The following is a 25,262-nucleotide window of genomic DNA, read 5'->3' on the forward strand; positions in this document are numbered from 1 at the left end:
CCCGTGATCCTTGCGCCTCAAAGGGCAAAACGGTAGGAGATCGAGGCCGTAACGGGCAGTCGGGGTGTAGCGCAGTCTGGTAGCGCACCTGGTTTGGGACCAGGGGGTCGTAGGTTCGAATCCTATCGCCCCGACCATCTTCAGTTTGTCCGGAGCCGTTCCCGTCGCCATGCCGAGCGCCCGCATCTACCAGCCGTCGAAGGACGCCTCGCAGTCGGGCCTCGCCCGCACCAAGTTCTGGATCCTGGAATTCGACCAGACGGCCCCGCGCGAGACCGACCCGCTGATGGGCTGGACGAGCTCCGGCGACATGCTGCAGCAGGTCAAGCTCGAGTTCGAGAGCCGCGAGGAGGCCGTGGCCTACGCGACCCGCGCCGGCATCAGCTACCGGGTCGAGGAGCCGCACAAGCCGATTCCCCGCAAGGGCCTGTCCTACTCGGACAATTTCAAGTTCAGCCGCACCGCGCCCTGGACGCACTGACAGAGGCTCAGGGCTCCTGCCGCGCCTTCCAGGCCGGGTAGGGCGAGGCGCCCTCCGGCCGCAGCTGCGCGAGCCGCATCGGCTGCTCGGCGAGCGGCCGGCACAGCTCGCCGTAGATGGCGGCGGAGCCGGCGCCGTAGGTCTCGGCCTCCTCCGCCGCATAGGCGAAGTAGCCCTCGCGGAAGCCCGCGAGCCGCATGGCCGCGTGGCACATCGGGCAGGGCTGGCCGCTCGCGTACATCACGGCCCCCGCGAAGTCGCGGCCGAGCGTCCGGCTCGCCGCGCGCAGCGCCACCATCTCGGCATGGTCGCTCGGGTCGTTGGTCAGATGGACAGTGTTGGCCGCCCGCGCGACGACGGCGCCGTCCTTCACGATCACCGCGCCGTAGGGCGACCCGCCCGCCTCGACATTGCGCCGGGCGATGGCCACGGCTTCGGCGAGATGGGCTTCGTGGGTCGTCATCGCTTCTCCCTCCGGAAATCCTGGGGTCAGAACGCGTAGCGCACGGTGCAGTCCGGCAGGGTCTCGGCGAGCAGCGCCTTGAAGCGGGCGAGCCAGCGGCCCTTCCAGCCGGCGCGGTAGCGGACGTTCACGCCGCCGCCCTCCGAGACCTTGGCCTCCTGGATGTCCGGGCGCCAGAGCAGGCTCTCCGCCTTCGGGTGCCAGCCGAGATTGACCGCGTGCAGCCCCGCATTGTGGGTCAGCATGATCACTTCGCATTTGAGCTGGGCCCTGGCCCGCGCCGAGATCCCGGCCTCGACCTGCCGGAACAGCTCCCGCCAGTCCGCCTCCCAGCCCTCGTAGAGGATGACGGGCGAGAAATTGGCGTGGACCTCGTAGCCGGCCTCCACGAAATCGTCGATCGCGGCGATGCGCTCGGGGATCGGCGCGGTGCGCACGTCGACCACCCGGGCGATCGTCTCCGGCATCAGCGAGAAGCGGATGCGGGTCTTGCCCCGCGGATCGTAGGCGAGGAGGTCGCGGTTCACCGCCTTGGTGGCGAAGGAGGCCTTGGCGTTCGGCAGGTCCCGGAACAGGGCGACGAGGTCGCGCACCCCGTCCGTTAGGGCGGCGTCGACCGAGAGGTCGCCGTTCTCGCCGATATCGTAGACCCAATGCTCCGGGTCGATCAGGTCGGGCTCGGGCAGGGGCCCCTGCCGCTTCGCGTGGCGGGCGATGGCCGCGCAGGCGGCCTCGGTATTCACGAACAGGCTGATCGGATTCGCGAAGCCCTTGCGCCGCGGCACGTAGCAATAGGCGCAGGCCATGGCGCAGCCGTTCGAGGTGGAGGGCGCGATGAAATGGGCGCTGCGCCCGTTCGGGCGCAGGGTCAGCCCCTTCTTCACCCCGAGCACCAGGGTGGAGCGCTTGATCCGCACCCAATCCTCGACCGAGCCGGCATTGCCGTGCAATTCCGGGATGTTCCAGTGCGAGGGCACCGGGATGCGCGCGGCGTCCGGAAAGCGCGCCAGGATCGCCCGGCCGTGGGGAAAGTCCCCGACGGTCGGCTCGTGGTAGATCCGGCCGATATCGAGGAGGTCCCGGGTCAGCGCCATGCGCGTCCTGATCTAGGCCACCCCGCGCAAAAATCCCGGGTGTCGAGAGGGATCATCCCTCTCGCGGGTCCGGGCGGAGCCCGGATCAGGCCTCCCGCGGCGGAGGCGCGGCGACCAAGGCCTCCAGGCCCTCCGCCTTCAGGGCCGCCACGTCGCCGGCGAAGATCTCCATCACGGCGGCCCGGATCGCCGCGAGGCGGTCGGGCTGGGTGACGCGGGTGCCGATCAGGTCGGTCACGTAGAACACGTCCACCGCCCGCTCGCCGAAGGTGGCGATATGGGCCGAGGTGATGTTGAGCGAGAGCCGGCTGAAGGCGGTGGTCAGCTCGTAGAGCAGGCCGGGCCGGTCGAGGCCGGTGACCTCGATCACCGTCTCGCGGCTCGACAGGGCGTTGTCGATCGCCATGTCGGGCGGCACCAGGAAGGTCTTGGCGCGCGGGCTCGCGGCGGCGGGATGCTTGTCGGCCACGAGGTCGGCGATGCGGATCTCGCCCTTCAGCGCCCGCTCGATCGCCGCCGTGATGCGCTTGCCCCGGCGCAGCTCGTCCTCGTCCCGGTCGAAGGCGCGCGAGACATAGATCGAATCGAGGGCGAAGCCGTCCGAGGTGGTGAAGATCTGCGCGTCGACGATGTTGCCGCCCGCCGCCGCGCAGGCCCCGGTGATGATGGCGAGCAGCCGCGGATGGTCGGGCGAGTAGACCGTGATCTCGGTGACGCCGCGCACCGGATCGGTCTCGACGTCGGTGGCGCTGGTGCGCCCCGATTCCTCGACGCCGCGGATGAAGTTCGCGTCCTTGAACTGGCGCACGCCCTCCACCTTCAGCCAGTAGGCCTGGTTGTGGCGGGCGGCATAGGCGTCGAAGGCCTCCGCCGACCAGTCCGGCAGCTTCTCGCGCAGCGCGATCTGGATGAGGCGGACGCGGTCGGTGCGGGCGATCTCCGAATGGCCGCCGGAGAGGCGCACCTCGGTCTCGTCGTAGAGGGTGCGGATCAGCGTCGCCTTCCAGGCCGTCCAGACGCCGGGCCCGACCGCGGTGATGTCGGCCACGGTCAGGATGGTGAGGAGCTTCAGGCGCTCCAGGCTCTGCACGATCGCGGCGAAGCGCTCGATGGTCTTCGGATCCGAGAGGTCGCGGCTCTGGGCCGTCATCGACATCAGCAGGTGGTGCTCCACCAGCCAGGACACCATCTCGGTCTCGGCCTGGCTCAGGCCGAAGCGCGGGCTGAGCTTCTCGGCGATGGCCGCGCCGGCGATCGAGTGGTCCTCGGGCCGGCCCTTGGCGATGTCGTGGAGCAGGATGGTGACGTAGAGCGCCCGGCGGTTGGTGATCGAGTGGATCAGGCGCGAGACCAGCGGATAGGCCTCCTCGACGCGGCCGGATTCGATCGCGGCGAGCGCCCCGATCGAGCGCAGCAGGTGCTCGTCCACCGTGAAGTGGTGGTACATGTTGAACTGCATCATCGCCACGATGCGCCCGAAATCCGGGATGAAGCGGCCGAGCACGCCGGCCTCGTTCATCTGGCGCAGTACCAGTTCCGGCGAGTTCTTCGAGGTGAGGATGTCGAGGAACAGGCGGTTCGCCTCCTCGTCCGTGCGCAGCGAGGGGCCGATCAGGCGGAGTGACCGGCTGGCGACGCGCTTGGCGTCCGGATGGATCGGGAGGTTGTGCCGGTCGGCGAGCCAGAACAGGCGGATCAGGTTGACGGGGTCGCGCTCGAAGGCGTCCTCGGCACGCAGGTTCACCCGGCCGTGGTCGATCCAGAAATCCTCCGCCTCGATGGCGGTGGCGCGGAAGCGGTCGCGGAAGCGGCCGATCCAGCGGTCGAGCACCGGCGTGCGCTTGGCGTGGCGCGCCTCCAGCTCCGCGCAGACGATGGCGGTGAGGTCGCCGACATCCTTGGCGATGCGGAAATACGCCTTCATGAAGCGCTCGACGCCGGAAAGGCCGCCGCGGGGCCCGTAGCCGAGGCGTTCGGCGATGCGCGGCTGCAGCCCGAAGGAGAGCCGCTCCTCGGCGCGCTTGGTGACGAAGTGCATGTGGCAGCGCCCCCGCCACAGGAACTCCTCGCAGCGCTCGAACAGCTTGTACTCGTCCGGCGTGAACAGGCCGGCATGGACCAGCTCCGCCTGGTCGCGCACGCGGTAGGTGTATTTGGCGATCCAGAACAGGGTGTTGAGGTCGCGCAAGCCTCCCTTGCCGTCCTTCACGTTCGGCTCGACGAGGTAGCGCGAGGAGCCGGCCTTCGAGACCCGCGCGTCGCGCTCGCGCAGCTTCGCCTCCACGAATTCGTGGGCCGTGCCCAGGACGAGCTCGCTGTCGAAGCGGGTGACGAGCTCCTCGAAGAGCTGGCGCGAGCCGAACAGGTAGCGCGCCTCGAGGATCGACGTGCGGATGGTGATGTCGCTCCGCGACTCGCGCAGGCACTCCTCCACCGAGCGCGTGGCATGGCCGACCTTCACCTTGAGGTCCCAGAGCACGTAGAGCATCGCCTCGACGACGCTCTCCGACCACGCGGTCTGCTTGTAGGGCAGCAGGAACAGCAGATCGATGTCCGAGCCCGGCGCCATGGTGCCCCGGCCGTAGCCGCCGGTGGCGACCACCGTGAACTGCTCGCCCGTGCTCGGGTTGTCGTTCGGGTAGAGGCGCCAGACCACCGCGTCGTAGATCGCCCGCACCACCCCGTCGGTGAGCGTCGAGATCGCCTGGGCGCAGGCGAAGCCGTCGCGGTCCTTGAGGAGCTGCGCCTCGGCGGCCTTGTGGCCGCGCTCGATCACCGCCTTCAGCTCGGGCACCAGGATGGCCCGCAGCGCGGTCGGCTCGCGCACCTCCCGGTCGAGATTGTCGAGAACCTTGGCGAGGGCGGCGGCGGCGTCGAACATGGATACCCGTTCAAGCATTCCGGTTCCGGCGGCCGGGCCGCTCCGGCGCGGAGCGCGTCACGCAGCACGAACCTCGGAACGAAACCTCAGGGACGACGCCCCGGTCCGGCCGGACCGGAGCCAAGCTCTAGCACGATCGCACCGGGCTGCCAGCTTTGCCGAGGGGGCGCGGCATAAGGCGCGGGGAGGCCTGTCGGCGTTCGTCCTTTTCCGCGGAAATTGCGTTTGACATAACGAACGTGGCGACCTAGCTCGACGGTATAGCGGAGTCCGCGAACGACTCCGAGGGAGACCACGCCATGCGCCTTCACCGCCGCACGCTGCTCGCGGCCGCCGCCTGCGCCCTCGCGCTGCTGGCCGGGCCGCTCGGGAACCCGGCCCGGGCCGAGGAGCCGAAGGAGATCCGCCTCGACTGGGCGACCTACAACCCGGTCGGCCTCGTGCTGAAGGAGAAGGGCTTCCTGGAGGAGGCGCTGAAGGCGAAGGGCATCAAGGTGCGCTGGGTCCAGTCGCTGGGCTCCAACAAGGCGCTGGAATTCCTCAACGCCGGCGCGATCGATTTCGGCTCGGCCGCGGGCGCGGCGGCGCTCGTCGCGCGCATCAACGGCAACCCGATCAAGGCGGTCTACGCCTTCTCGCGCCCCGAATGGACGGCGCTCGTCACCCGCAAGGATACCGGCATCGCCAAGCCCGCCGACCTCAAGGGCAAGCGCGTGGCGGTGACCCGCGGCACCGATCCGCACATCTTCCTGATCCGCGCGCTCCAGGGCGCCGGCCTCACCGAGAAGGACGCCAAGCTCGTCCTGCTCCAGCATCCGGACGGGCGCACGGCGCTCGACCGCGGCGACGTGGACGCCTGGGCGGGCCTCGACCCGATGATGGCGGCGGCCGAGATCGAGAACGGCGACGTGCTGTTCCACCGCGACGCCGCGGCCAATACCTGGGGCCTGCTCGACGTGCGCGAGGCCTTCGCGATGGAGCATCCGGATCTCGTGCGCACGGTGATCGCGGCCTACGAGCAGGCCCGCGCCTACGCCATCGCCAACCCGCAGGCGCTCAGCGCCGCGCTCGTCGCCGCGACCAAGCTGCCGGACGCGGTGATCGCCCGGCAGATCGAGCGCACCGACCTGTCGCAGCCGGCGATCGGGCCGGCGCAGGCCGAGTCGATCAAGGCGGCGGGCCTCGCCCTGCAGCAGGCCGGGGTGATTCCGGCCGGCACCGACGTGCCCGCGGCCGTCGACGGGCTGCTCGACGCGAGCTTCAACCCCGCCGCCGGGCGCTGAGCGCGATGGCGCCGCCGCTGCTGCGCCATGGCGGCCGCGCCCTCCTCGGTCTCGCCCTGCCGCTCGCCCTGGCGCTCGGCTGGGAGGTCGCGGTGGATGCGGGCCTCGCCTCGGGGCGGCTCCTGCCGCCGCCGAGCCGGATCGGCAGGACGCTCCTCGACCTCGCCGCCTCGGGCGATCTCTGGATGCATGTCCAGGCGACGCTCGCCCGGGTCGGGCTCGGATTCCTCTGCGGCGCGCTCGCCGGCATCGTCGTCGGCGCGCTGGTGGCGACGCTGCCGCTCCTGCGCTGGCTGCTCGACCCGAGCCTGCAGGCCCTGCGCGCCGTGCCTTCCCTCGCCTGGGTGCCGCTCTTCATCCTGTGGTTCGGCATCCTCGAGACGCCGAAGGTCACCCTGATCGCGGTGGGGGTGTTCTTCCCCGTCTATGTGGGCGTGGCCGGGGCGATCGCCTCGGTGGACCGCAAGCTGGTGGAGGTCGGGCGGATCTTCCGGCTGTCGCGCTTCGCGCTCGTCCGGCGCATCCTGCTGCCGGCGGTGCTGCCCGCGACCCTCGTGGCCCTGCGCACGGGGCTCGGCCTCGGCTTCCTGTTCGTGGTGGCGGCGGAGCTGATGGGCGCCTCGGAAGGGCTCGGCTACCTGCTGGTCGACGGCCAGCAATTCAGCAAGCCGGACCAGATCCTGGCCGCGATCATCGCCTTCGCGGTAGCCGGCAAGCTCGCCGACGCCGCCCTCGTCGCGGTCGCGACCCCGCTGGTGCGCTGGCAGGACACGGCGCGCGAGAGCCTGTGACCGGGCCGGCTCAGCCGCGCTCGGCGCGGGACTCCTCCCGCCGGTCCTCCCGCTGCGGCCGCGGCTGCTCCACGGGCGGGAACAGCTTCGCGAGGCCGCTCGCCACGCCGTACAGGACGGGATTCCGGGTCGGCCCCGAGCGGGGCGGTTGCAGATCGGTCTTCAACATATCCATCGCGTTCCGCCGGGAGCGGAGATGTCGCGTGCCCGTCTCGGCACATCTCGTAGGTCGGCAGACGATAATGCGCTCGGGATTACTTGGTTTCCGGCCGCGTGCGAGAATCCTGGCCGGCCGGGCCTGTCCCGGTGCGGCGCGGCACGCGCTCGAACCTGTCTTGGGGATGCGGGAAACCCCGGGGCCGCGCGCGATCGCGGCCCGGTCCCCCGCGCCTCAGCCGCGGCTGCGCAGCACGACCCGCACGGGCGCGTGCGGCAACGGGCAGGCGGCGGGCTGCACGGTCATCACGACGGAGCCCGGGCAGGCGGAGCGGCAGGCGAGGCCGGCATCGATCTGGTCCCGGCCGCAGCCTTCCGCCTGGCAGAACCGGCCGAGATTCTCGCAGGTCGCGAGGAACCGGCCCGGGAGCGGCGCCGGGCGCTCGCGGAGATCCGCGGCCCGGGCGGCGGGCACCGCGGACAGGAGGCCGAGAAGGATGAGGCCGAAGCGCAGCACGGCTGTCCGTCGATGGTTCACGCGGGCCCCTCGCGACCCGCTTTCCTCTCCCTAGCATCCTTCGCGGTCGCCGCCCGTGCCATTCCGGCGACAGGCCCCCCGCGTCTGCTAGGCTCGGCGACGCGATCCATCTCCCGAGGCGTAGCGTGCTCAGCATCGAAGACCTCTCGAAGACCTATGCCGACGGAACCCGGGCGCTCGCCGGGATCGGGCTGGCGGTGCCGGCGGGCGAGATCGTCGCCCTGATCGGCGGCTCGGGCTGCGGCAAGACCACGCTGCTGCGCCTGATCGCCGGGCTCGACCGGGCGAGCGCGGGCGCGATCCGCCTCGACGGGGAGGAGATCCGCCGGCCCCATCCCGGGGTCGGCCTCGTCTTCCAGGAGCCGCGGCTGCTGCCCTGGCTCGACGTCGCCGGCAATGTCGGCTTCGGGCTCGCCGACCTTCCGAGGGCCGAGCGCGTCACGCGGGTCGCCCACGCCCTGGAGCGGGTCGGCCTCGCCGAGCATGCCGGGCGCTGGCCGCGGGACCTCTCGGGCGGCCAGCAGCAGCGTGTCTCGATCGCCCGCGCCTTCGTGGCGCATCCGCGGGTCCTGCTCCTCGACGAGCCGTTCTCCGCGCTGGACGCCTTCACCCGGAAGGACCTGCACGGCCACCTCCTCGCTCTGTGGGCGGAGACGCGGCCGACGATCCTGATCGTCACCCACGATGTCGGCGAGGCGGTGGCGCTCGCCGACCGCGCCGTGGTGATGCGCCCGAAGCCCGGCCGCCTCGACGAGACGGTGACCCTGAAGCTGGCGCGCCCGCGCGACCCGGCCTCGGCCCAGAGCGAGGCGGCGGTGCGCCAGATCCTCGCCGCCCTCGACCGCTCGCTGAAGCCCGCCCCGGCCCGGAGCGAGGCCGCGCCCGAGGGGGCGAACTGGTGGTGAGGGGCGGCCTCGGATAGGGATTAACCGATCCTTGAGCGGGCCCCGGCCAGGCTGCGAGGCTGGCCAGCGCCGATACGACCCCCATGGACGTCCTTCCCGACCTGCAGACGCTGCGCCTGTGCAGCCTGCTCGCCAGCACGGCCTTCGGCCTCGTCTTCCTGGCCTTCTGGCAGGGGCGGCGCGCCGAGCCGTTCTGGCTGTACTGGGCGGGAAGCTCGCTCCTCTACGCCGCGCTGATGCTGGGCTTCGCCCGGGTCGAGCACGTGGCGCTGATCGCGCTGTTCTACGCGCTGCTCGCGGGCACCAACATCCTGATCCTCGCGGGCGTGCGCGCCTTCGACGGGCGCCCGGCCTTCCGGGCCTGGATGCTGCTGCCGATCCTCGCCACCGGCCTCGGCTGCGGCCTGCCCGCCTGGCTCGTGCCGGATCCGGCGCTCGCGGGCACGGTGAGCCGGATCGGCGGCACCGCCCTGCTCGCCTCCAGCTCCGCCCTCGCGGGCGCGACCCTCGCCTTCGGGCCCCAGGTCCAGCCCTCGCGTGGGCGCCGCATCGCCGGGCTCGCGATCCTCGGCTACCAGCCCTCCTACATCCTGGCGATCGTGGCCGAGGCCGCGGGCTGGTCGGAGCCCAACATGGCCGCGCTCCTGCCGATGCTGTCGGACCAGGTGCTGCTGGGCATCATGAGCCTCGGCCTGCTCGCCATGCCGGGCGAGCGGGCGCAGGGGGCGCTGCGCGAGGCGGCCCTGCGCGACGCGCTGACCGGCGCCTGGAACCGGGCGGGCCTCGCCGCGCGCTGCGGCCTGCCGGCGCCCGGCGCGGCGGTGATCCTGATCGACGTCGACCACTTCAAGGCGATCAACGACCGCCGCGGCCATGCGGCGGGCGATGCGGTGCTGGTGACGCTCGTCGCGCGCATCGCGGCGCTGCTGCCCGGGCCGGCCGACATCGTGGCCCGCCTCGGCGGCGACGAGTTCGCGGTGGTTCTGCACGGCACGACGCTCGCCGCCGCCCGCGGGCTCGCGGGCGAGATCCGGCTCGCGGCCCGGCGGGCGGGGGAGGCGCCGGCCTGGACGGTCAGCCTCGGCGTCGCCCCGGCGGAGGGCGCCGACCTCGCCGGTGCCCTGGCCCGGGCGGATGCCGCCCTCTACGCCGCCAAGGCCGCCGGCCGCGACCGCGCCGCCTGATCCGGCCGCCGACGGGGCGAAGCCCTGTTGAGATCGCGCGCGCTTGCCGCTAACCGCGGGGACCACACAAGAACCGAGGAAACACGATGGACGCCACCGCCCTGCGCGCGCTTCAGGCCCCGCTCAAGGACCAGTACCGGCAGAGCCCCGACGCCGCCGTCATCACCCTGACGGCCAAGGGCTCGCTCGACGACACCGCCATCGCCTGCAAGGTCGAGACGGGCCGCGCGCTGGCGGTGGCCGGCCTACACCCGGCGACCGGCGGCTCGGGCGCCGAGCTGTGCTCGGGCGACATGCTGCTCGAGGCCCTGGTCGCCTGCGCGGGCGTGACGCTGAAGGCCGTCGCCACGGCGCTCGAGATCCCGCTGCGCGCCGGCACGGTGAGCGCCGAGGGCGACCTCGACTTCCGCGGCACGCTCGGCGTCGACAAGGAGGCGCCGGTGGGCTTCCGCGCCATCCGCCTGACCTTCGCCCTCGACACCGACGCGCCGCAGGAGAAGCTCGACCAGCTCCTCAAGCTGACCGAGCGCTACTGCGTGGTGTTCCAGACCCTGAACCACCGGCCCGAGCTGGCTGTCACCGCCACGAAGCGCTGAGTGGCTGGCGGAACCCGGGCGCGCCCGGGGTCCGCGGGGGACGGCCCTACTCGGCCGCCGCCTCGTAGCTCTCCGTCGGCGGGCAGGAGCAGACGAGGGTGCGGGCGCCGTAGGCGTTGTCGACGCGGGTGACCGGCGGCCAGTACTTGTCGATCCCGAGCGTGCCCGCCGGGAAGCAGGCGGCCTCCCGCGAATAGGGCCGCTCCCAGGCGCCGATCAGGTCCTGCACCGTGTGGGGCGCGTTCTTGAGCGGGTTGTTCGCCGTGTCGGAGCGCCCCTCCTCGATCGCCCGGATCTCCTCGCGGATCGCCAGCATGGCGTCGCAGAAGCGGTCGATCTCGCCCTTGGTCTCGGACTCGGTCGGCTCGATCATCAGCGTGCCGGCCACCGGCCAGCTCATGGTCGGCGGGTGGAAGCCGCAATCGATCAGCCGCTTGGCGATGTCGTCGACGGTGATCCCGGCGCTCTTCTGGAAGGGGCGCACGTCCACGATGCACTCGTGCGCCACGCGGCCGTTCTCGCCCGCGTAGAGGATCGGGTAGGCCCCCTTCAGCCGGTTCGCGATGTAGTTGGCGTTGAGGATCGCCACCCGCGTCGCCTGGGTCAGCCCGCGCCCGCCCATCATCAGGCAGTAGCTCCACGAGATCGGCAGGATCGAGGCCGAGCCGAAGGCGGAGCCTGAGACCGCGCCCTCCTCGCCGCTGCGCGGATCGGAGGGCAGGAACGGTATCAGGTGCGCCTTGACGCCGATCGGCCCCATGCCCGGGCCGCCGCCGCCATGCGGGATGCAGAAGGTCTTGTGCAGGTTGAGATGGCTGACGTCGGCCCCGATGTCGCCGGGCCGGGCGAGGCCGACCAGCGCGTTGAGGTTCGCGCCGTCGAGATAGACCTGGCCGCCATGGTCGTGGGTGATCGCGCAGATCTCGCGCACCCGCGCCTCGAACACGCCGTGCGTCGAGGGATAGGTGATCATGCAGGCCGCGAGATCGGCCGAATGCTGCTCGGCCTTCCTGCGGAAATCCTCCACGTCCACGTTGCCGTTGGCATCGGCCCCGACCACCACCACGCTCATCCCGCACATCTGCGCCGAGGCCGGGTTGGTGCCGTGCGCGGAGGAGGGGACCAGGCAGACCGTGCGGTGCGCCTCGCCGCGCGAGAGGTGGTAGCGGCGGATGGCGAGAAGCCCCGCATACTCCCCCTGCGCGCCGGAATTCGGCTGCATCGAGATCGCGTCGTAGCCGGTGACCGCGCAGAGCTTGTCGGAGAGGTCGCCGATCAGCTGGCGGTAGCCGGCGGCCTGATCGTCCGGCACGTGCGGGTGGATCTCCGAGAATTCCGGCCAGGAGATCGGCAGCATCTCCGCCGTGGCGTTGAGCTTCATCGTGCAGGAGCCGAGCGGGATCATCGCCCGGTCGAGCGCCAGGTCGCGGTCGGCGAGGCGGCGCATGTAGCGCGTCATCTCGCTCTCGGCCCGGTTCATGTGGAAGATCGGGTGCGTGAGGTAGGGCGAGGTGCGCAGCAGCGACTCCGGCAGGCGCGATTCCGGCCAGGCCTCGTCGTAGGCGACGTCGTGCCCGCCGAAGGCGCGCCAGACGGCCTGGAGGATGTCGGGCCGGGTGCGCTCGTCCACCGTGATGCCGATGCGGTCCTCACCCACTTTCCGCAGGTTCACCCCGTTCTCGACGGCGCTCCGCAGGATCACGCCCTGGAAGGGCCCGACCTCGACGGTGATCGTGTCGAAGAAGCGCTCCGGCTCGATCCGGAAGCCGAGGTTGCGCAGGCCGCCCGCGAGCCGCACCGCGTCCCGGTGCACGCGCTGGGCGATGGCCTTGAGGCCGGCCGGCCCGTGATAGACCGCGTACATCGAGGCGATGACGGCGAGCAGCACCTGGCTGGTGCAGATGTTCGAGGTCGCCTTCTCGCGGCGGATATGCTGCTCGCGGGTCTGGAGCGCGAGGCGGTAGGCGCGGTTGCCCCTGGCATCCACCGAGACGCCGACGATGCGGCCCGGCAGCGCCCGCTTGTGGGCGTCGCGGGTCGCCATGTAGGCGGCGTGCGGGCCGCCGAAGCCCACCGGCACGCCGTAGCGCTGCATGGAGCCGACCGCGATGTCGGCGCCCATCTCGCCCGGCGCCTTGAGCAGCGTCAGGGCCAGCGGGTCGGCGGCCACCGCCGCGATCGCGCCGGCCGCGTGGAGCGCCGCGATCACCTCCGAGAAGTCGTGGATCGCCCCGTTCACGCCCGGATACTGGAACAGCGCGCCGAAGACCTGCGCGGGGTCGAGATCGGTGAAGGGGTCGCCCACCACGACGCGCCAGCCGAGCGGCGCGGCGCGGGTCCTCAGCACGGCGATGGTCTGGGGCAGGCAGTCCTTGTCCACGAAGAAGGCGTCCGCCTTCGCGGTCGCCACGCGCCGGGCCATGCCCATGGCCTCGGCCGCGGCGGTGGCCTCGTCGAGGAGCGAGGCGTTGGCCACGTCGAGCGCCGTCAGGTCGCAGACCAGGGTCTGGAAGTTGAGGAGCGCCTCGAGCCGGCCCTGGCTGATCTCCGGCTGGTAGGGCGAGTAGGCGGTGTACCAGGCCGGGTTCTCGAAGATGTTGCGCTGGATCGCCGGCGGCATGGTGGTGCCGTGGTAGCCCTGGCCGATCAGCGAGACGAGGAGCCGGTTCTTGTCGGCGGTCGCGCGCATGGTCTCGATCGCCCGGCGCTCGGTGAGCGGCTTCCCGAAGGCGAGCGGCGTCTCCTGCCGGATATCCGCCGGCAGGGTCTCGTCCATCAGCGCGTCGAGGCTCTCGGCGCCGCAGACCTTCAGCATCTCGCCGATCTCGGCGACGGTCGGGCCGATATGGCGGCGGTTGGCGAAGTCATAGGGATCGTAGGCGGTCATCGGACCCTCCTCACTTCGGCACGATCATTTGGGCACGATCACTTGGGCACGATCACTTGGGCAAGGCGGCGTAAGCCGCCTCGTCCATCAGGGCCTCCATGTCGGCCGGGTCCTTGAGGCGCATGCGGTAGAGCCAGCCCGCGCCCTGCGGGTCGGCGCCCACCGTCTCGGGGGCGTCCACCACCGCGTCGTTGACCTCGGTGACCTCGCCGTCGAGCGGCGCGTAGACGTCGGAGGCCGCCTTGACCGATTCGACCACGGCCGCGGAGGCGCCCCTGGTGAGGGCCGCGCCGACCCTCGGCAGCTCGACGAAGACGAGGTCGCCGAGCTGCTCGGCCGCGTGCGCCGTGATGCCCACGGTCGCCACGTCGCCGTCGAGCTTCAGCCACTCGTGCTCTTCGGTGAATCTCAGCATGGTGTCGCTCCTTGAAGGCAGAAGGGGTGTCAGCCGCGCTTGAAGCCGGCGGGACGGAAGGGGAGGGGGGTGACAGTGAGGGGCAGGCGCTGGCCGCGCAGCTCCGCGAGGACGCGGGTGCCGGGCTCGGAGAGCTCCGCCGGCAGGTAGCCCATGGCGAGCGGCGCCCCGAGGCTCGGCCCGAAGCCGCCCGAGGTGACCTGGCCGATCGCGCTCTCCCCGCCCTCGGCGAAGAGCGGGGCGCCGGCCCGCACGGGGGCGCGGCCCTCGGGGAGCAGGCCGACGCGGCGGCGGGCGGGGCCCGCATCGAGCTCCGCCAGGATGCGCTCGGCGCCGGGGAAGCCGCCGGGCCGGGCGCCGGTCCGTCGGCGGGCCGGCGAGATCGCCCAGGCCAGCGAGGCCTCGACCGGTGTCGTCGTCCCGTCGATGTCGGAGCCGTGCAGGCACAGGCCCGCTTCGAGCCTGAGGGAGTCACGGGCGCCGAGGCCGACCGGCAGCACGGCGGGGTCGGTGAGCAGCGCCTCGGCGATCCGCTCGGCATCCGCCTCGGGGATCGAGATCTCGTAGCCGTCCTCGCCCGTATAGCCGGAGCGGGTCACGAGGCAGTCCGCGCCGAGGATCGTCAGAGGCCGCGCATCCATGAAGCGCATCGCCGCGGCCTCGGGTGCGAGGCGGGCGAGCGCCGCCTCGGCGCCGGGGCCCTGGAGGGCGACGAGGGCGCGCGACAACGCCTCGACCGCGACGGAGCCCGGCAGGTGCGCGCGCAGATGCGCCGCGTCGGCCTCCTTGTTGGCGGCGTTGACGACGAGGACGAGCCGGTCGCCGAGATGGGCCACCATCAGGTCGTCGCGGATGCCGCCGGCTTCATCGGTGAACAGGGCGTAACGCTGGCGCCCGGGCTTCAGCCCGAGGATGTCGACCGGCACCAGCGCTTCCAGCGCGCGGGCCGCCTCGGCGGTGTCGGCCGCGCGCAGGACGATCTGGCCCATATGCGAGACGTCGAACAGGCCCGCGCTGGCGCGGGCGTGCAGGTGCTCCTTGAGCAGGCCCGCCGGGTACTGGACCGGCATGGCATAGCCCGCGAACGGCACCATCCGTCCGCCGAGGCGGAGATGCAGATCGTGGAGCGGCGTGCGGCGAAGGGGGGTGGTCTCGACGGCCGGGACCGGCATCTGGGCTTTCTCCACGACAGAGTGCGTCCGAAAAGCCCCTCACGAGCGTTTCCGGCTGCCCCCATCTGTCGCGGTTACCTGAGAGCTTCCCCCGCGTGTCGAACGCGAGGTTTCTCCTTCGGTGGACGCCTTGCGGCGCCTCTCTCCAGATTGTCCAACGATACGGTGATTGTGCCTGAGAGTTTCCGGGGGTGGTTGCTCCGTCGGCGCCATACCGGGTCCCGAAGGCCCCTGAGCTGAGCTCTCCCGTACCGTCTTGAATGGACGGCTTCGAGCTAACCACGAGAGCGCGTGCGGCGCAACATGGGGCATCGCCCCGGCGTGACATCGGCCATGCGGCGTCACGCGGGGCCGGCCGGACGGGCCTCGGCCGGAGGCCGCGGAGGGGGCCCGCGAGGTTCGATCACGGCTGCGCGAGCGCGTACCGTAGCATTCGTGTCGCAATGGCTAAGATATTTGCCGGCTTCGAGAATTTCGGTGGACCGGATACTGCTGATAGTCCTAGAAACAGTCTTGCTTCGCCGCGCTTCGCCATAGAAAAGCGCCACCGATCGGGTCGGTGGCACTGCCGGCCGACGCCCTCGCGAATCGCATGATCACCGGCCCTGCGCGCCGTCTGGACCTTCGAACCGAGACTGAGATGGACGCCCGCAATCCCCTGGACCACGATGCCGGCGCGAGCGACGCGCCCGGCCGCGTGCGGCGCCGCTCCGGCCCCTGGACGGTCGCCGCCGTCCTGCTCGTGCTGATCGCGCTCGTCGGTGCCGTGGCGATCTTCCCGCAGCCGGTGCGCGACGCCGCCGGGCCGGTCATCGCCTATGTCGAGCACCTCCTGAAGTCCGAGGGGCCGGAGGAGCGGGACGAGGGCGAGGAGGACACCGCCTATTCCGGCGATCGCATCTTCCGGCCGACCAAGGAGCAGCGCGCGGCCTTCGAGATCCATCCCGTCGCCACCATGACCTTCCGGCCGGAGGGCTCGGCGGAGGGGCGGATCGCCCTCAACGACGACGACAACGTGCCGGTGGCCTCGCCCTATTCGGGCCGCGTAGTGAAGGTGATGGCGCGCGCGGGCGACGAGGTGAAGCAGGGCGACGTGCTGCTCACCCTCGACGCCACCGACATGGTCCAGGCCCAGAACGACTACCAGACCGCGCTCAACAACGTGCAGAAGCAGCAGGCCCTGCTGAAGCTCGACCAGACCATCGCCGCCCGCCAGCAGGAGCTGTTCGCGGCCCGCGCCGTGGCGCTGAAGGACTACCAGTCCGCCCAGAACGACGTGATCGCGGCGCAGAGCGACCTCAAGACCGCGGAAGCGACCCTCGACGCCACGCGCAACAAGCTGCGGCTGCTCGGCAAGACCGACGAGGAGATCGCCAGCTTCGAGAAGAACGGCCGGCTCAGCTCCGAGGTGCAGATCCGCGCGCCGATCGCCGGCACCATCGTCCAGCGCAAGGTCGGCGTCGGGCAGTTCATCTCCTCCTCGAGCGATCCCGCCTTCATCATCGGCGACCTCTCCACCGTCTGGCTGATCGCGAATGTCCGCGAGAGCGAGATCCCGCGGATCCGCATCGGCCAGGAGGTCGAGGCGCGGGTGGCGGGCTTCGGCGCGCGCGTGTTCAAGGCGCGGGTCAACTACATGGCCGCGAGCCTCGACCCGGCCACGCGCCGCCTCGCCGTGCGCAGCGAGGTCGACAACCCGGAGCGGGTGCTCAAGCCCGAGATGTTCGCGACCTTCACGATCATCACCGGCAAGGCCCAGCCCTCGCCCGCGGTGCCGCTCGCGGCGGTGGTCTACGAGGGCGCCAACGCGCATGTCTGGGTGGCGCGGCCCGACGGGGCGATCGTGGCCCGGGCGGTGAAGCTCGGCCTCATCAACGGCGACAACGCGCAGGTGGTCGATGGGCTCACCGCCGGCGAGGAGGTCGTCACCCGCGGCGCCCTGTTCATCGACCGGGCGGCGAGCGGCGACAAGGCCTCCTGAGGTCGGACGGGGCCGGGGGCACCATGAACAGCCTGATCGTCTTCTCCCTGCGCCAGCGCGTGCTGGTCTTCCTGATGTTCATGGTGATGCTGGGGCTCGGCTACGCCAGCTACACGCAGCTCAACATCGAGGCCTATCCCGATCCCGTCCCGCCGCTCGTGGACGTGATCACCCAGAATCCCGGCCAGTCGGCGGAGGAGATCGAGCGCTACATCACGATCCCGCTCGAGGTGGCGCTCGCCGGCATCCCGAACGCCACGGTGGTGCGCACCATCTCGCTGTTCGGCCTCTCCGACGTGAAGGTGCAGTTCAACTACGCCTACACCTACGAGCAGGCGCTGCAGCGGGTGCTCAACCGCCTGTCGCAGCTGCCGCCCCTGCCGAACGGCGCCCAGCCGCAGATCTCGCCGACGAGCCCCGTGGGCGAGATCATGCGCTACAAGCTCGTCGGCCCGGCGGGCTATTCCTCCGCCGACATGAAGACCCTGCAGGACTGGGTCCTGCAGCGCCGCTTCAAGGCGATCCCCGGCGTCGTCGACGTCACCGCCTTCGGCGGCAGGGCCAAGGAATACGAGATCGCGGTCGACCTGAACCGGCTCCAGGCGCAGGGCATGACCCTGGTCCAGCTCGTCAACGCGCTCAACAACTCCTCGATCAACGTGGGCGGCCAGACGCTCAATGTCGGCGAGCAGTCGGCCGTGGTGCGCGGCGTCGGCCTGATCCGCGACATGGACGACATCCGCGACACCATGCTGACCCAGGTCAACGGCGTGCCGGTGCTGGTGCGGGATGTGGCCGAGGTGCGCGTCTCGAACGCGCCGCGGCTCGGCATCGTCGGCCATGACGGGCAGAGCGACGTGGTCGAGGGCATCGTGCTGATGAGCCGCGGCGGCCAGAGCCTGCCGACCCTGAAGCGCGTCGAGGCCGAGATCGACCGGATCAACAACTCCACGATCCTGCCGCCGGACGTGAAGATCCAGCGCATCTACGACCGCTCGGGGCTGATCCACACCACCACCCACACGGTGATGCACAACCTCGTCTTCGGCGTGGTGCTGGTCTTCGTGGTGCAGTGGCTGTTCCTCGGCAGCTTGCGCAGCGCCATCATCGTGGCGGCCACCATCCCCTTCGCGCTCGGCTTCGCGATCCTGATCCTGGTGGTGCGGGGCGATTCGGCGAACCTCCTGTCGCTCGGCGCCATCGATTTCGGCCTGATCGTCGACGCAACGGTCATCATGGTCGAGAACGTGTTCCGGCACCTCGCCGAGCCCGAGCATTCGGAGGGGCAGAAGGCGCCGGGCGGGCTCACGGGGCGGCTCGGCACCATCGCCATCGCCGGCGCCGAGGTGAACCGGGCGATCTTCTTCTCGGCGACGATCATCATCGTCGGCTTCCTGCCGCTCTTCACCATGACCGGCGTCGAGGGCCACATCTTCGGGCCCATGGCCAAGACCTACGCCTACGCGCTGGTCGGCGGCCTGATCGCCACCTTCACGGTCTCGCCCGCCCTCTCGGCGATTATCCTGCCGAAGCATGTGGAGGAGCGCGACACCCTGATCGTGAAGGTGCTGCGCTTCGGCCACGAGATCATCCTGACCTTCGGCCTGCGCAACCGGATCATCACCATCGCCGTGACGATCGCGATCCTGCTGGTCTCGGGCGTCGCCGCGCGCAATCTCGGCCTCGAATTCCTGCCGAAGCTCGAGGAGGGCAACCTCTACGTGCGCGGCACCATGCCGGCCTCGATCTCGCTGGAGGCCGGCAACACCTATGTCGAGCGCCTGCGCAAGATCTTCACCGAGGTGCCCGAGGTCGTCACCGTCATCTCGCACCAGGGCCGCCCCGCGGACGGCACCGACGCCACCGGTTTCTTCAACGTCGAGATCCTGGCGCCCCTGAAGCCGCTCGACCAGTGGCGCAAGGGGCTCGACAAGGAGACCCTGATCCGCGACCTCTCGAAGCGCCTGGAGCAGGACTTCCCCGGCATCGAGTTCAACTTCTCGCAATATATCGAGGACAACGTCCAGGAGGCGGCCTCGGGCGTGAAGGGCGAGAACTCGGTCAAGATCTACGGCAGCGACCTCGCCCAGATCACCAAGACCGCCGAATCGGTGAAGGCGGTGCTCGCCAAGGTGCCCGGCATCACCGACCTCGCGGTCTTCACCTCCCTCGGCCAGCCGACGGTGCGCATCGACGTGGACCGCCGCAAGGCCGCCCGCTTCGGCCTGTCCATCGGCGACGTGAACACCACGGTCGCGGCGGCGATCGGCGGCCAGATCGCGGGCGACCTCTACGAGTACGGCTCGGACCGGCACTTCCCGATGCGGGTGCGCCTCGCGCGGGAATACCGCTCCTCGCTGGAGACGATCCGCAACATCACCATCGGCGCGCAGAACCCGAATGGCGGCGTGGTGCAGGTCCCGCTCTCCGAGATCGCCAGCGTCGACCTCGTCTCGGGCGCGGCCTTCATCTACCGCGAGGACCAGGAGCGCTACATCCCGGTGAAGTTCTCCGTGCGCGGGCGCGATCTCGGCGGCGCGGTGCTGGAGGCGCAGGCGCGCGTGGCGGAAGGGGTGGAGATGCCCGCGGGCTACCACCTCGAATGGGTCGGGCAGTTCACCAACCTGAAGGAGGCGGTGGCGCGGCTCAGCCTCGTCGTGCCGCTGACCCTCGTGCTGATCGCGCTGCTCCTCTACATCAACTTCTCCTCGGTCGCCGACATGCTGCTCACGCTCTCGGTGATCCCGATGGCGATGATCGGCGGCATCCTGGCCCTGTTCCTCACGGGCACGCCGTTCTCGATCTCGGCGGCGATCGGCTTCATCGCGCTGTTCGGCATCTCGACGATGGAGGGCGTGATCCTGCTCTCCTACTACAACCAGCTCATCGACGAGGGCTGGGAGCGGGCCGAGGCGGTCTGGCACGCCTCGATCGTGCGCATGCGGCCGGTGATGATGACCTGCGTCGCGGCCTGCGTCGGCCTCCTGCCGGCGGCCGTCTCCACCGGCATCGGCTCGCAGGTGCAGAAGCCGCTGGCCCTCGTCGTGGTGGGCGGCATCCTGCTCGCGCCGAACCTCATCCTCGTGGTGCTGCCGGTGCTGGTCTCGCTGTTCTCGCGGCGCCGGCCGAAGCGCGCCGCGGCGCCCGCCGGCCACCGGGCCGCGGCGTGATGCGGGCGCAACAGGCGCGCGCCACGGCCGTGCCGCAATGCAGCGCGGCGTTGACAGGGCGCCCCCCGGCGTCCCTCTACGGAGGGCGTGATGGGGCGGGGGCCGGCGGCGTGATGGCAGGAAACGGACGGGCCCGGCCTGCGGGCCTCCGGCGCGCCGCCCCGCTGGTGGCCGCGGCGCTCGCCGCCCAGCTCGGTGCCTGCGCGGTGGGCCCGAACTTCGTGCCCCCGGCCGATCCGCCGGTGATGCGCTACACCAAGGAGCCGCTGGCCAATCCGAGCGCGGCGGACGCCATCACCACGCGCCAGGGCGGCTCGGCCGACCAGAGCTTCGTGGCCGGCGCCGACATCCCGGGCCAGTGGTGGACCCTGTTCCGCTCGAAGGCGCTAAACCGCCTCGTGGAGGAGGCGCTCGCCAACAACCCGAACCTAGAGGCGGCGCAGGCTTCGCTCCGCATCGCCCAGCAGAACGTGCTCGCCCAGAAGGGCACCCTGTTCCCGACGGTGACGGCGAACCCGCAGGCGCAGGGCTCCCGGGCGCCCGGGCTCGACCTGCAATCGCCCCTGCAGAACCAGAACCAGTTCCTCTACAGCCTCTACACGCCGCAGGTGCTGGTCGCCTTCAACCCGGACGTGTTCGGCGGCAACCGCCGCCAGATCGAGGCGCTCGAGGCCACCACCGAGAACCAGCGCTTCCAGCTCGAGGCGGCCTATCTCAGCCTCACCGCCAACGTCGTCGCGGCGGCGATCCAGGAGGCGTCGCTCCGCGCCCAGATCGACGCGACGAAGCGCGTGATCCAGGCCCAGACCGAGGTCCTGGAACTCTACAACAAGCAGCTCAGGCTCGGGCAGATCGCCGGCGCCGACGTGGTGCAGCAGCAGGCCCAGCTCTCGCTCTCGCAGCAGCTCCTGCCGCCGCTGGAGAAGCAGCTCGCGCAGCAGCGCAACCTTCTGACCGCGCTCGCCGGCCGCCTGCCGAGCGAGGAGGTCGGCCAGACCTTCACCCTCGCCTCCCTGCGCCTGCCGACCCGGCTCCCCGTCAGCCTGCCCTCGCGCCTCGTGCAGCAGCGGCCGGACGTGAAGGCGGCCGAGGCCCTGGTGCAGCAGGCCTCCGCCAATGTCGGCGTGGCGGTCGCCAACCGCCTGCCGCAATTCAGCATCTCGGCCACCGGCGGCGCCAGCGCCGTGCGCATCGCCCAGCTCACCAACCCGGGCGCGGCCTTCTTCACCATCATCGGCCAGGCGACGGCGCCGATCTTCGACGCGGGCACCCTCTACCGGCGCCAGCGCGCCTCGGAAGAGACGCTGACCCAGGCCCAGGCCCAATACCGCGCCACCGTGATCACGGCCTTCCAGAACGTCGCCGACACGCTGCGCGCCCTCCAGGCCGACGCCAAGGCGGTGGCCGCGGCCTCGGCCGCCGAGAAGGCGACCGGCGAGAGCCTGGAGCTCATCCGCAAGCAATACTCGGCCGGCGCCGTGAACTCGACGCAGGTGCTGATCGCCCAGCAGGGCTACCTCTCGGCGCTCGTCACCTCGGCCGGGGCCCGCGCGACGCAGTACGCCGACACCGCGGCTTTGTTCCAGGCGCTCGGCGGCGGCTGGTGGAACCGCATGGACGTGGCGACGCCCCCGCCCGAGACGGATCCGGCGAAGTTCTTGTGAACCGACCCGAGCGAAACGGACCGCCGGCGCGAAGAGCCCCCTGTTCCCGACGGCGGCCTGATCGATCGGCAGGCATGAAGGGGGTAACCCTGGACTCTTGCGGCGACTCGAATCGTCGGCCCCCCGAGTGGTTCGACGGTGCCGGACAGCCGATCGTGCCGGATCTGCTGGATGGGATGTCGTGACCAAATGCCGAGCGCAGGCGTGCCTGCGACACGCGTCCTTGTCGTCTTGATCCGGCTTACCAGCGTGTCGTGTTCGGTCGCTCAGGTATGAGCAAATCGGTGCGGTTTACAAAAGGCCCTTTTTCGATCACCGCCACGCTATCGTGCAGATGAATGCCCCGCACCAGCTTTCCAATTTCGGAGGAAATTGGCTGGCTATCAATGTAGTGTGCATGGATCTCATCCATGAGAACTTTAAGCCGTTCGATGAAGGTGCCGGAGCGGTTGAGGCCGCCACCAAAATCCGGCCAGTAGGAGGCGTGTAAATCTTCGACAAGATACAAGGTATCTCTCGGCATTTTTGGGAATAGATATTCAAAGGATCTGCAAATGTGTGCCGCTTGATGGCTGCCATCGTCTAATACAATGTCGGGTGCGCCGAATTCGTCTATGATTGATTGAAGGAATTCGTGATCTCCCTGGTCTCCGATGCGCACAGCGATCTGTTCGTCTGCAAAATCTTTGCATTCGGGCCTGATGTCTGCAGTAATAATCTGGGCAGTAGGGCCAAAAAAATGTTTCCACATTTGGGCTGATCCGCCATTCCCGGTGCCGATTTCGAGCATAACGAGATTTCTGTTGACCCACGGAGAAAAATAGCGCTCGTACAACGGCAAATAGTGAGCCCATTTGCGGATGGGTTTGCCTTGATTGGTCCAAAAATATTGATAGAGCGACATTATAGTTTCCTCTCCTCAATTCGATTGCATCGTTCGCTCTGAGCTGTGAGCTTTCTTTGAGCGGATGAGCACTGGTCGGCGAGCGCTACTCTGGCAGCCTACGAGGGATGGCTGCGCCGGCCAACTCTTTCATGAATGATTGCGGTTGCAAGTCGCCAATTTCGACAATGCAGGATCGCAAATGGCGCGGACATCGCGGCTTTCCCCGGTGGCCTCGCGGCTGGGATGAATGTTGACCTCGACGAGGAGATCGAGGCGACCGCGACGCATTGAGGCCTGGTCGTCGACGGTCGGACGATCTTCGCGCGCGCCCCGGCGGATCAGGTCGAGCGGGCGATCACGACCGTCGAGGCGACCTTGCGCGAACCGCCGTCACCGATTCATCGGCGCGCTACCGAGGCGAGGCCGCGATGTGGCGGCCGAGGAAATCGCGCGTCAGGCGGGCGACGTCGTCCGTCGCCTCGTCCAGCGCGAAGTGGCCGGCATCGAGGATGTGGAGTTCCGCCTTCGGCAGGTCGCGCAGATAGGCTTCCGCCCCCGGCACGATGAACGAGGGATCGTAGCGCCCCCACAGCACGAGGGTCGGCACGGGGTGGGCCCGCATCCAGGCCTGCCAGGCCGGATAGGACGCGACGTTGGTGCGGTAGTCGTAGAGAAGCGCGGCCTGGATCTCCCGCTGGCCCGGGCGCGACAGGGCGGCGTACTCGTCCATCCAGCCGTCCGGATTGTAGCGTTCGGGGTTGGGGCTGGTGCCGAGATGGCGTTGTTTCGCGCCTTCGAGCGCGGTGAAGGCCTCGACCTGCTCGGGATGGGCGGCGGGATCGGCCCGGTACCGGGCGATGCCCTGCCATTTCGCGCCGAGGCCCTCGGTATAGGCGTTGGCGTTCTGGACGATCAGCGCGCTCACCCGCTCAGGGTGGGCGAGCGCCATGCGGAAGCCGACCGGGCCGCCGTAATCCTGGAGAAACAGCGTGTAGCGCGCGATGCCGAGCCGCGTGACCAGCCCCTCCATGGCCGCGGCGAGGGCGTCGAACGTGTAGCTGAACCGGGTGGGCGAGGGGGCGTCGCTCTGGCCGAAGCCGGGATAGTCGGGCGCGATCAGGTGGTAGCGGTCGGCGAGGAGCGGCAGCAGCGGGTCCCACTGGCGCGAGGACGAGGGATAGCCGTGCAGCAGCAGGATCGTGGGCGCGTCCCGCGGTCCGGCCTCGCGGTAGAAGATGCCGACGCCGTCGACCTCGACGCGATGGTAGGTCGTGGTCGCCGAGACCGATGGGACCGGCTGCGGAATCCCCTGCCCGAGCGCCAGCGCCGCCGCGAGAACCGTTCGTGCCGGCATGAGCCGCCTCCCTCGCCGCCCGAACTGGCTGCCCGAAGAATCACCCGGGGAGATAGGGCGTCCCGGCCGCCCAGGAAGCGAGCGCGCTCCGGCCTACAGCGCCACCCGCTCGCGCCGCCCGTGGCGCTCGAAATGGAACGGGATCTCCCGATAGGGCGCGAAGCCGGCGGCGACCTGCAACTCCAATTCGTCGAGGACGGCGCGGGTGATGAAGGGCAGGTCGAGCTTGCGCGCGGTGTCGAGGCGCAGCCAGTCGAGCTCCACGAACTCCGCCTCGGGCCCGACCCGGCCGGTCTCCTCCGCGGCGACGAGGCCGCGCTCGGCCACGAAGAAGCGCGTGTCGAAGCGGCGCACGTGCTTGGGCGGCGTGATCGCGCGGGCGACGAGGTGCAGGCCCTCCAGATCGGGCAGGACGCCGTGGCGGGAGAAGGCCTCCCAGTCGGGCGGGGCCGTCTCGGGCGGGCCGTAGTCGCGGGTGCCGACGAGGAGGCCGGTCTCCTCGTAGGTCTCGCGGATGGCGGCGAGCGCCAGCATGCGGCCGAGGTCCCGCGGCGGGCGCGAGACCTGGCGGGCGAGCGCGGCCTCGGCATAGTCGGGCAGCGCCCCGGCCACCGGCATCCGGCGGTCGTCGGGCTCCGTGCGGCCGCCGGGAAACACGAACCGCCCCGGCATGAAGACGAGGCGCGGGTTGCGCCGGCCCATCAGCACGCGGATCACGCCGCGGCGGCGCTCCATCAGGATCAGGGTCGCGGCGTCGCGGGGACGCAGGGATCTGGTGGGAGCCGCCTTGGCAGAAGCCGCCTTGGCCGCAGGGGCCGCCGCCGTCTCAGGCGCGTCCGAGCCCGGTCGATCCGTGTCCGCTGTTCCCAAGGCGTGCATCCTCCCCCGCTGCGGAGCGCACTCCCGGTAGCCCGCCGAAACCGTGCATGCCAAGGGCGTATTGCAAGCCGACCACCGCGCCCTTCACCGGTTGCAGCAGCGCGAGGGCGAGGCCGAGGGTGAAGAGAGGCCAGAAGCTGAGCTGGAACCACAGCGGCACGTCGTAGCTCATCTCCAGTTCCAGGATCAGGTAGCCGACGATGTGGGCGACGATGAAGATCACGAGGTAGGGCGGCAGGTCGTCGGCCCGGTGGTGGTGCAGTTCGAGCCCGCAGGCTTCGCAGGCCGGCCGCACCTTGAGGAAGCGGCCGAAGATCCGGCCCTCGCCGCAATGCGGGCAGCGCCCGAGGAAGCCGCGGCCCATCGCCTTGATGAGTCCGGTGCGGGCCGGCGCGGCGGTCGGCAGGTCGCTGGCGGTCATGGCCTCGTCGCCTCGGATGTCACACGGCGCCCTTGCTACCATGCCGGGCCCCCGGTCTGCA

Annotated in this window: 21 protein-coding genes, 1 tRNA gene and 1 riboswitch; of the genes, 10 read left to right on the top strand and 12 right to left on the bottom strand. The window is 70.5% G+C overall.

Features of this window, described 5'->3' with window-relative positions; translation table 11 throughout:
- The first annotated feature begins 60 nt into the window (after positions 1-60).
- Both MTDSW087_RS04710 and MTDSW087_RS04715 read left to right on the top strand, forming a co-directional pair.
- Positions 61-137: transfer RNA gene (locus MTDSW087_RS04710), tRNA-Pro, on the top strand.
- A gap of 32 nt (positions 138-169) precedes the next feature.
- Positions 170-481 (top strand): ETC complex I subunit, encoded by a 312-nt coding sequence (locus MTDSW087_RS04715; RefSeq protein ID WP_144760813.1) that lies wholly within the window; start codon positions 170-172, stop codon positions 479-481.
- A gap of 7 nt (positions 482-488) precedes the next feature.
- On the opposite strand, the gene MTDSW087_RS04720 is transcribed toward MTDSW087_RS04715, so the two are convergent.
- The 3 genes from MTDSW087_RS04720 to MTDSW087_RS04730 all read right to left on the bottom strand — a co-directional run bounded on the left by MTDSW087_RS04720 (position 489) and on the right by MTDSW087_RS04730 (position 4,919).
- Positions 489-944 carry a nucleoside deaminase gene (locus MTDSW087_RS04720; RefSeq protein WP_144760816.1) on the bottom strand — a complete coding sequence of 152 codons (456 nt, stop codon included), beginning with the start codon at positions 942-944 and terminating at the stop codon, positions 489-491.
- A gap of 26 nt (positions 945-970) precedes the next feature.
- A complete protein-coding gene (locus tag MTDSW087_RS04725) occupies positions 971-2,038 on the bottom strand; it encodes a spore photoproduct lyase family protein (RefSeq protein WP_144760818.1) in 1,068 nt (355 codons plus the stop codon).
- An 85-nt stretch (positions 2,039-2,123) separates the two neighbouring features.
- On the bottom strand, positions 2,124-4,919 hold the full coding sequence (locus MTDSW087_RS04730) for a [protein-PII] uridylyltransferase (RefSeq protein WP_144761402.1): 2,796 nt from the start codon (positions 4,917-4,919) through the stop codon (positions 2,124-2,126).
- Between the two features lie 299 nt (positions 4,920-5,218).
- On the opposite strand from MTDSW087_RS04730, the gene MTDSW087_RS04735 reads away from it, so the two are divergent.
- Positions 5,219-6,202 carry an aliphatic sulfonate ABC transporter substrate-binding protein gene (locus tag MTDSW087_RS04735; RefSeq protein ID WP_144760821.1) on the top strand — a complete coding sequence of 328 codons (984 nt, stop codon included), beginning with the start codon at positions 5,219-5,221 and terminating at the stop codon, positions 6,200-6,202.
- Positions 6,203-6,207: 5 nt separating this feature from the next.
- On the top strand, positions 6,208-6,993 hold the full coding sequence (locus tag MTDSW087_RS04740; protein WP_144760824.1) for an ABC transporter permease: 786 nt from the start codon (positions 6,208-6,210) through the stop codon (positions 6,991-6,993).
- Positions 6,994-7,003: 10 nt separating this feature from the next.
- Here MTDSW087_RS04740 and MTDSW087_RS29970 read toward each other — a convergent pair whose 3' ends face one another.
- Positions 7,004-7,162, bottom strand: coding sequence for a hypothetical protein (locus MTDSW087_RS29970; protein WP_186383734.1), 159 nt, complete (start codon positions 7,160-7,162; stop codon positions 7,004-7,006).
- A gap of 222 nt (positions 7,163-7,384) precedes the next feature.
- Positions 7,385-7,687, bottom strand: a complete 303-nt coding sequence (locus MTDSW087_RS04745; RefSeq protein WP_238179369.1) for a hypothetical protein — start codon at positions 7,685-7,687, stop codon at positions 7,385-7,387.
- 125 nt (positions 7,688-7,812) lie between these two features.
- Here MTDSW087_RS04745 and MTDSW087_RS04750 point away from each other — a divergent pair, with 125 nt between their 5' ends.
- From MTDSW087_RS04750 to MTDSW087_RS04760, 3 genes are all read left to right on the top strand, one after another.
- Entirely contained in the window at positions 7,813-8,592 is a 780-nt protein-coding gene (locus MTDSW087_RS04750; protein WP_144760827.1) for an ABC transporter ATP-binding protein, read from the top strand.
- An 83-nt stretch (positions 8,593-8,675) separates the two neighbouring features.
- On the top strand, positions 8,676-9,776 hold the full coding sequence (locus MTDSW087_RS04755) for a GGDEF domain-containing protein (RefSeq protein ID WP_144760830.1): 1,101 nt from the start codon (positions 8,676-8,678) through the stop codon (positions 9,774-9,776).
- A gap of 86 nt (positions 9,777-9,862) precedes the next feature.
- Entirely contained in the window at positions 9,863-10,372 is a 510-nt protein-coding gene (locus tag MTDSW087_RS04760) for an OsmC family protein (protein WP_144760833.1), read from the top strand.
- A gap of 46 nt (positions 10,373-10,418) precedes the next feature.
- On the opposite strand, the gene gcvP is transcribed toward MTDSW087_RS04760, so the two are convergent.
- From gcvP to gcvT, 3 genes are read right to left on the bottom strand one after another with little or no spacing between them, the layout of a single operon-like run.
- Positions 10,419-13,259 (bottom strand): aminomethyl-transferring glycine dehydrogenase, encoded by a 2,841-nt coding sequence (gene gcvP, locus MTDSW087_RS04765; protein ID WP_144760836.1) that lies wholly within the window; start codon positions 13,257-13,259, stop codon positions 10,419-10,421.
- Positions 13,260-13,311: 52 nt separating this feature from the next.
- Positions 13,312-13,674 (bottom strand): glycine cleavage system protein GcvH, encoded by a 363-nt coding sequence (gcvH, locus tag MTDSW087_RS04770; protein ID WP_144760838.1) that lies wholly within the window; start codon positions 13,672-13,674, stop codon positions 13,312-13,314.
- 29 nt (positions 13,675-13,703) lie between these two features.
- The gene (gene gcvT, locus MTDSW087_RS04775) at positions 13,704-14,846 is read right to left on the bottom strand and encodes a glycine cleavage system aminomethyltransferase GcvT (RefSeq protein ID WP_144760841.1); all 1,143 of its coding nucleotides are present in this window, start codon (positions 14,844-14,846) and stop codon (positions 13,704-13,706) included.
- 55 nt (positions 14,847-14,901) lie between these two features.
- Positions 14,902-15,005, bottom strand: a riboswitch (glycine riboswitch).
- Between the two features lie 481 nt (positions 15,006-15,486).
- Here gcvT and MTDSW087_RS04780 point away from each other — a divergent pair.
- The 3 genes from MTDSW087_RS04780 (at position 15,487) to MTDSW087_RS04790 (ending at position 21,661) form a co-directional block, all read left to right on the top strand.
- Entirely contained in the window at positions 15,487-16,827 is a 1,341-nt protein-coding gene (locus MTDSW087_RS04780; protein ID WP_144760844.1) for an efflux RND transporter periplasmic adaptor subunit, read from the top strand.
- A gap of 23 nt (positions 16,828-16,850) precedes the next feature.
- Positions 16,851-19,997, top strand: coding sequence for an efflux RND transporter permease subunit (locus MTDSW087_RS04785; RefSeq protein ID WP_144760847.1), 3,147 nt, complete (start codon positions 16,851-16,853; stop codon positions 19,995-19,997).
- A gap of 113 nt (positions 19,998-20,110) precedes the next feature.
- On the top strand, positions 20,111-21,661 hold the full coding sequence (locus MTDSW087_RS04790; RefSeq protein ID WP_144760850.1) for an efflux transporter outer membrane subunit: 1,551 nt from the start codon (positions 20,111-20,113) through the stop codon (positions 21,659-21,661).
- Positions 21,662-21,902: 241 nt separating this feature from the next.
- On the opposite strand, the gene MTDSW087_RS04795 is transcribed toward MTDSW087_RS04790, so the two are convergent.
- The 4 genes from MTDSW087_RS04795 to MTDSW087_RS04810 form a co-directional block, all read right to left on the bottom strand.
- Positions 21,903-22,565 (bottom strand): O-methyltransferase, encoded by a 663-nt coding sequence (locus MTDSW087_RS04795; protein ID WP_144760853.1) that lies wholly within the window; start codon positions 22,563-22,565, stop codon positions 21,903-21,905.
- Positions 22,566-22,956: 391 nt separating this feature from the next.
- On the bottom strand, positions 22,957-23,901 hold the full coding sequence (locus tag MTDSW087_RS04800; protein WP_144760856.1) for an alpha/beta fold hydrolase: 945 nt from the start codon (positions 23,899-23,901) through the stop codon (positions 22,957-22,959).
- 93 nt (positions 23,902-23,994) lie between these two features.
- Positions 23,995-24,771 carry an NUDIX hydrolase gene (locus tag MTDSW087_RS04805; RefSeq protein ID WP_373322011.1) on the bottom strand — a complete coding sequence of 259 codons (777 nt, stop codon included), beginning with the start codon at positions 24,769-24,771 and terminating at the stop codon, positions 23,995-23,997.
- Positions 24,728-25,201, bottom strand: coding sequence for a DUF983 domain-containing protein (locus MTDSW087_RS04810; RefSeq protein ID WP_144760862.1), 474 nt, complete (start codon positions 25,199-25,201; stop codon positions 24,728-24,730). The genes MTDSW087_RS04805 and MTDSW087_RS04810 overlap by 44 nt, the downstream gene beginning before the upstream one ends.
- Positions 25,202-25,262: the final 61 nt, after the last annotated feature.

Source organism: Methylobacterium dankookense (assembly GCF_902141855.1).
Lineage (GTDB): Bacteria > Pseudomonadota > Alphaproteobacteria > Rhizobiales > Beijerinckiaceae > Methylobacterium > Methylobacterium dankookense.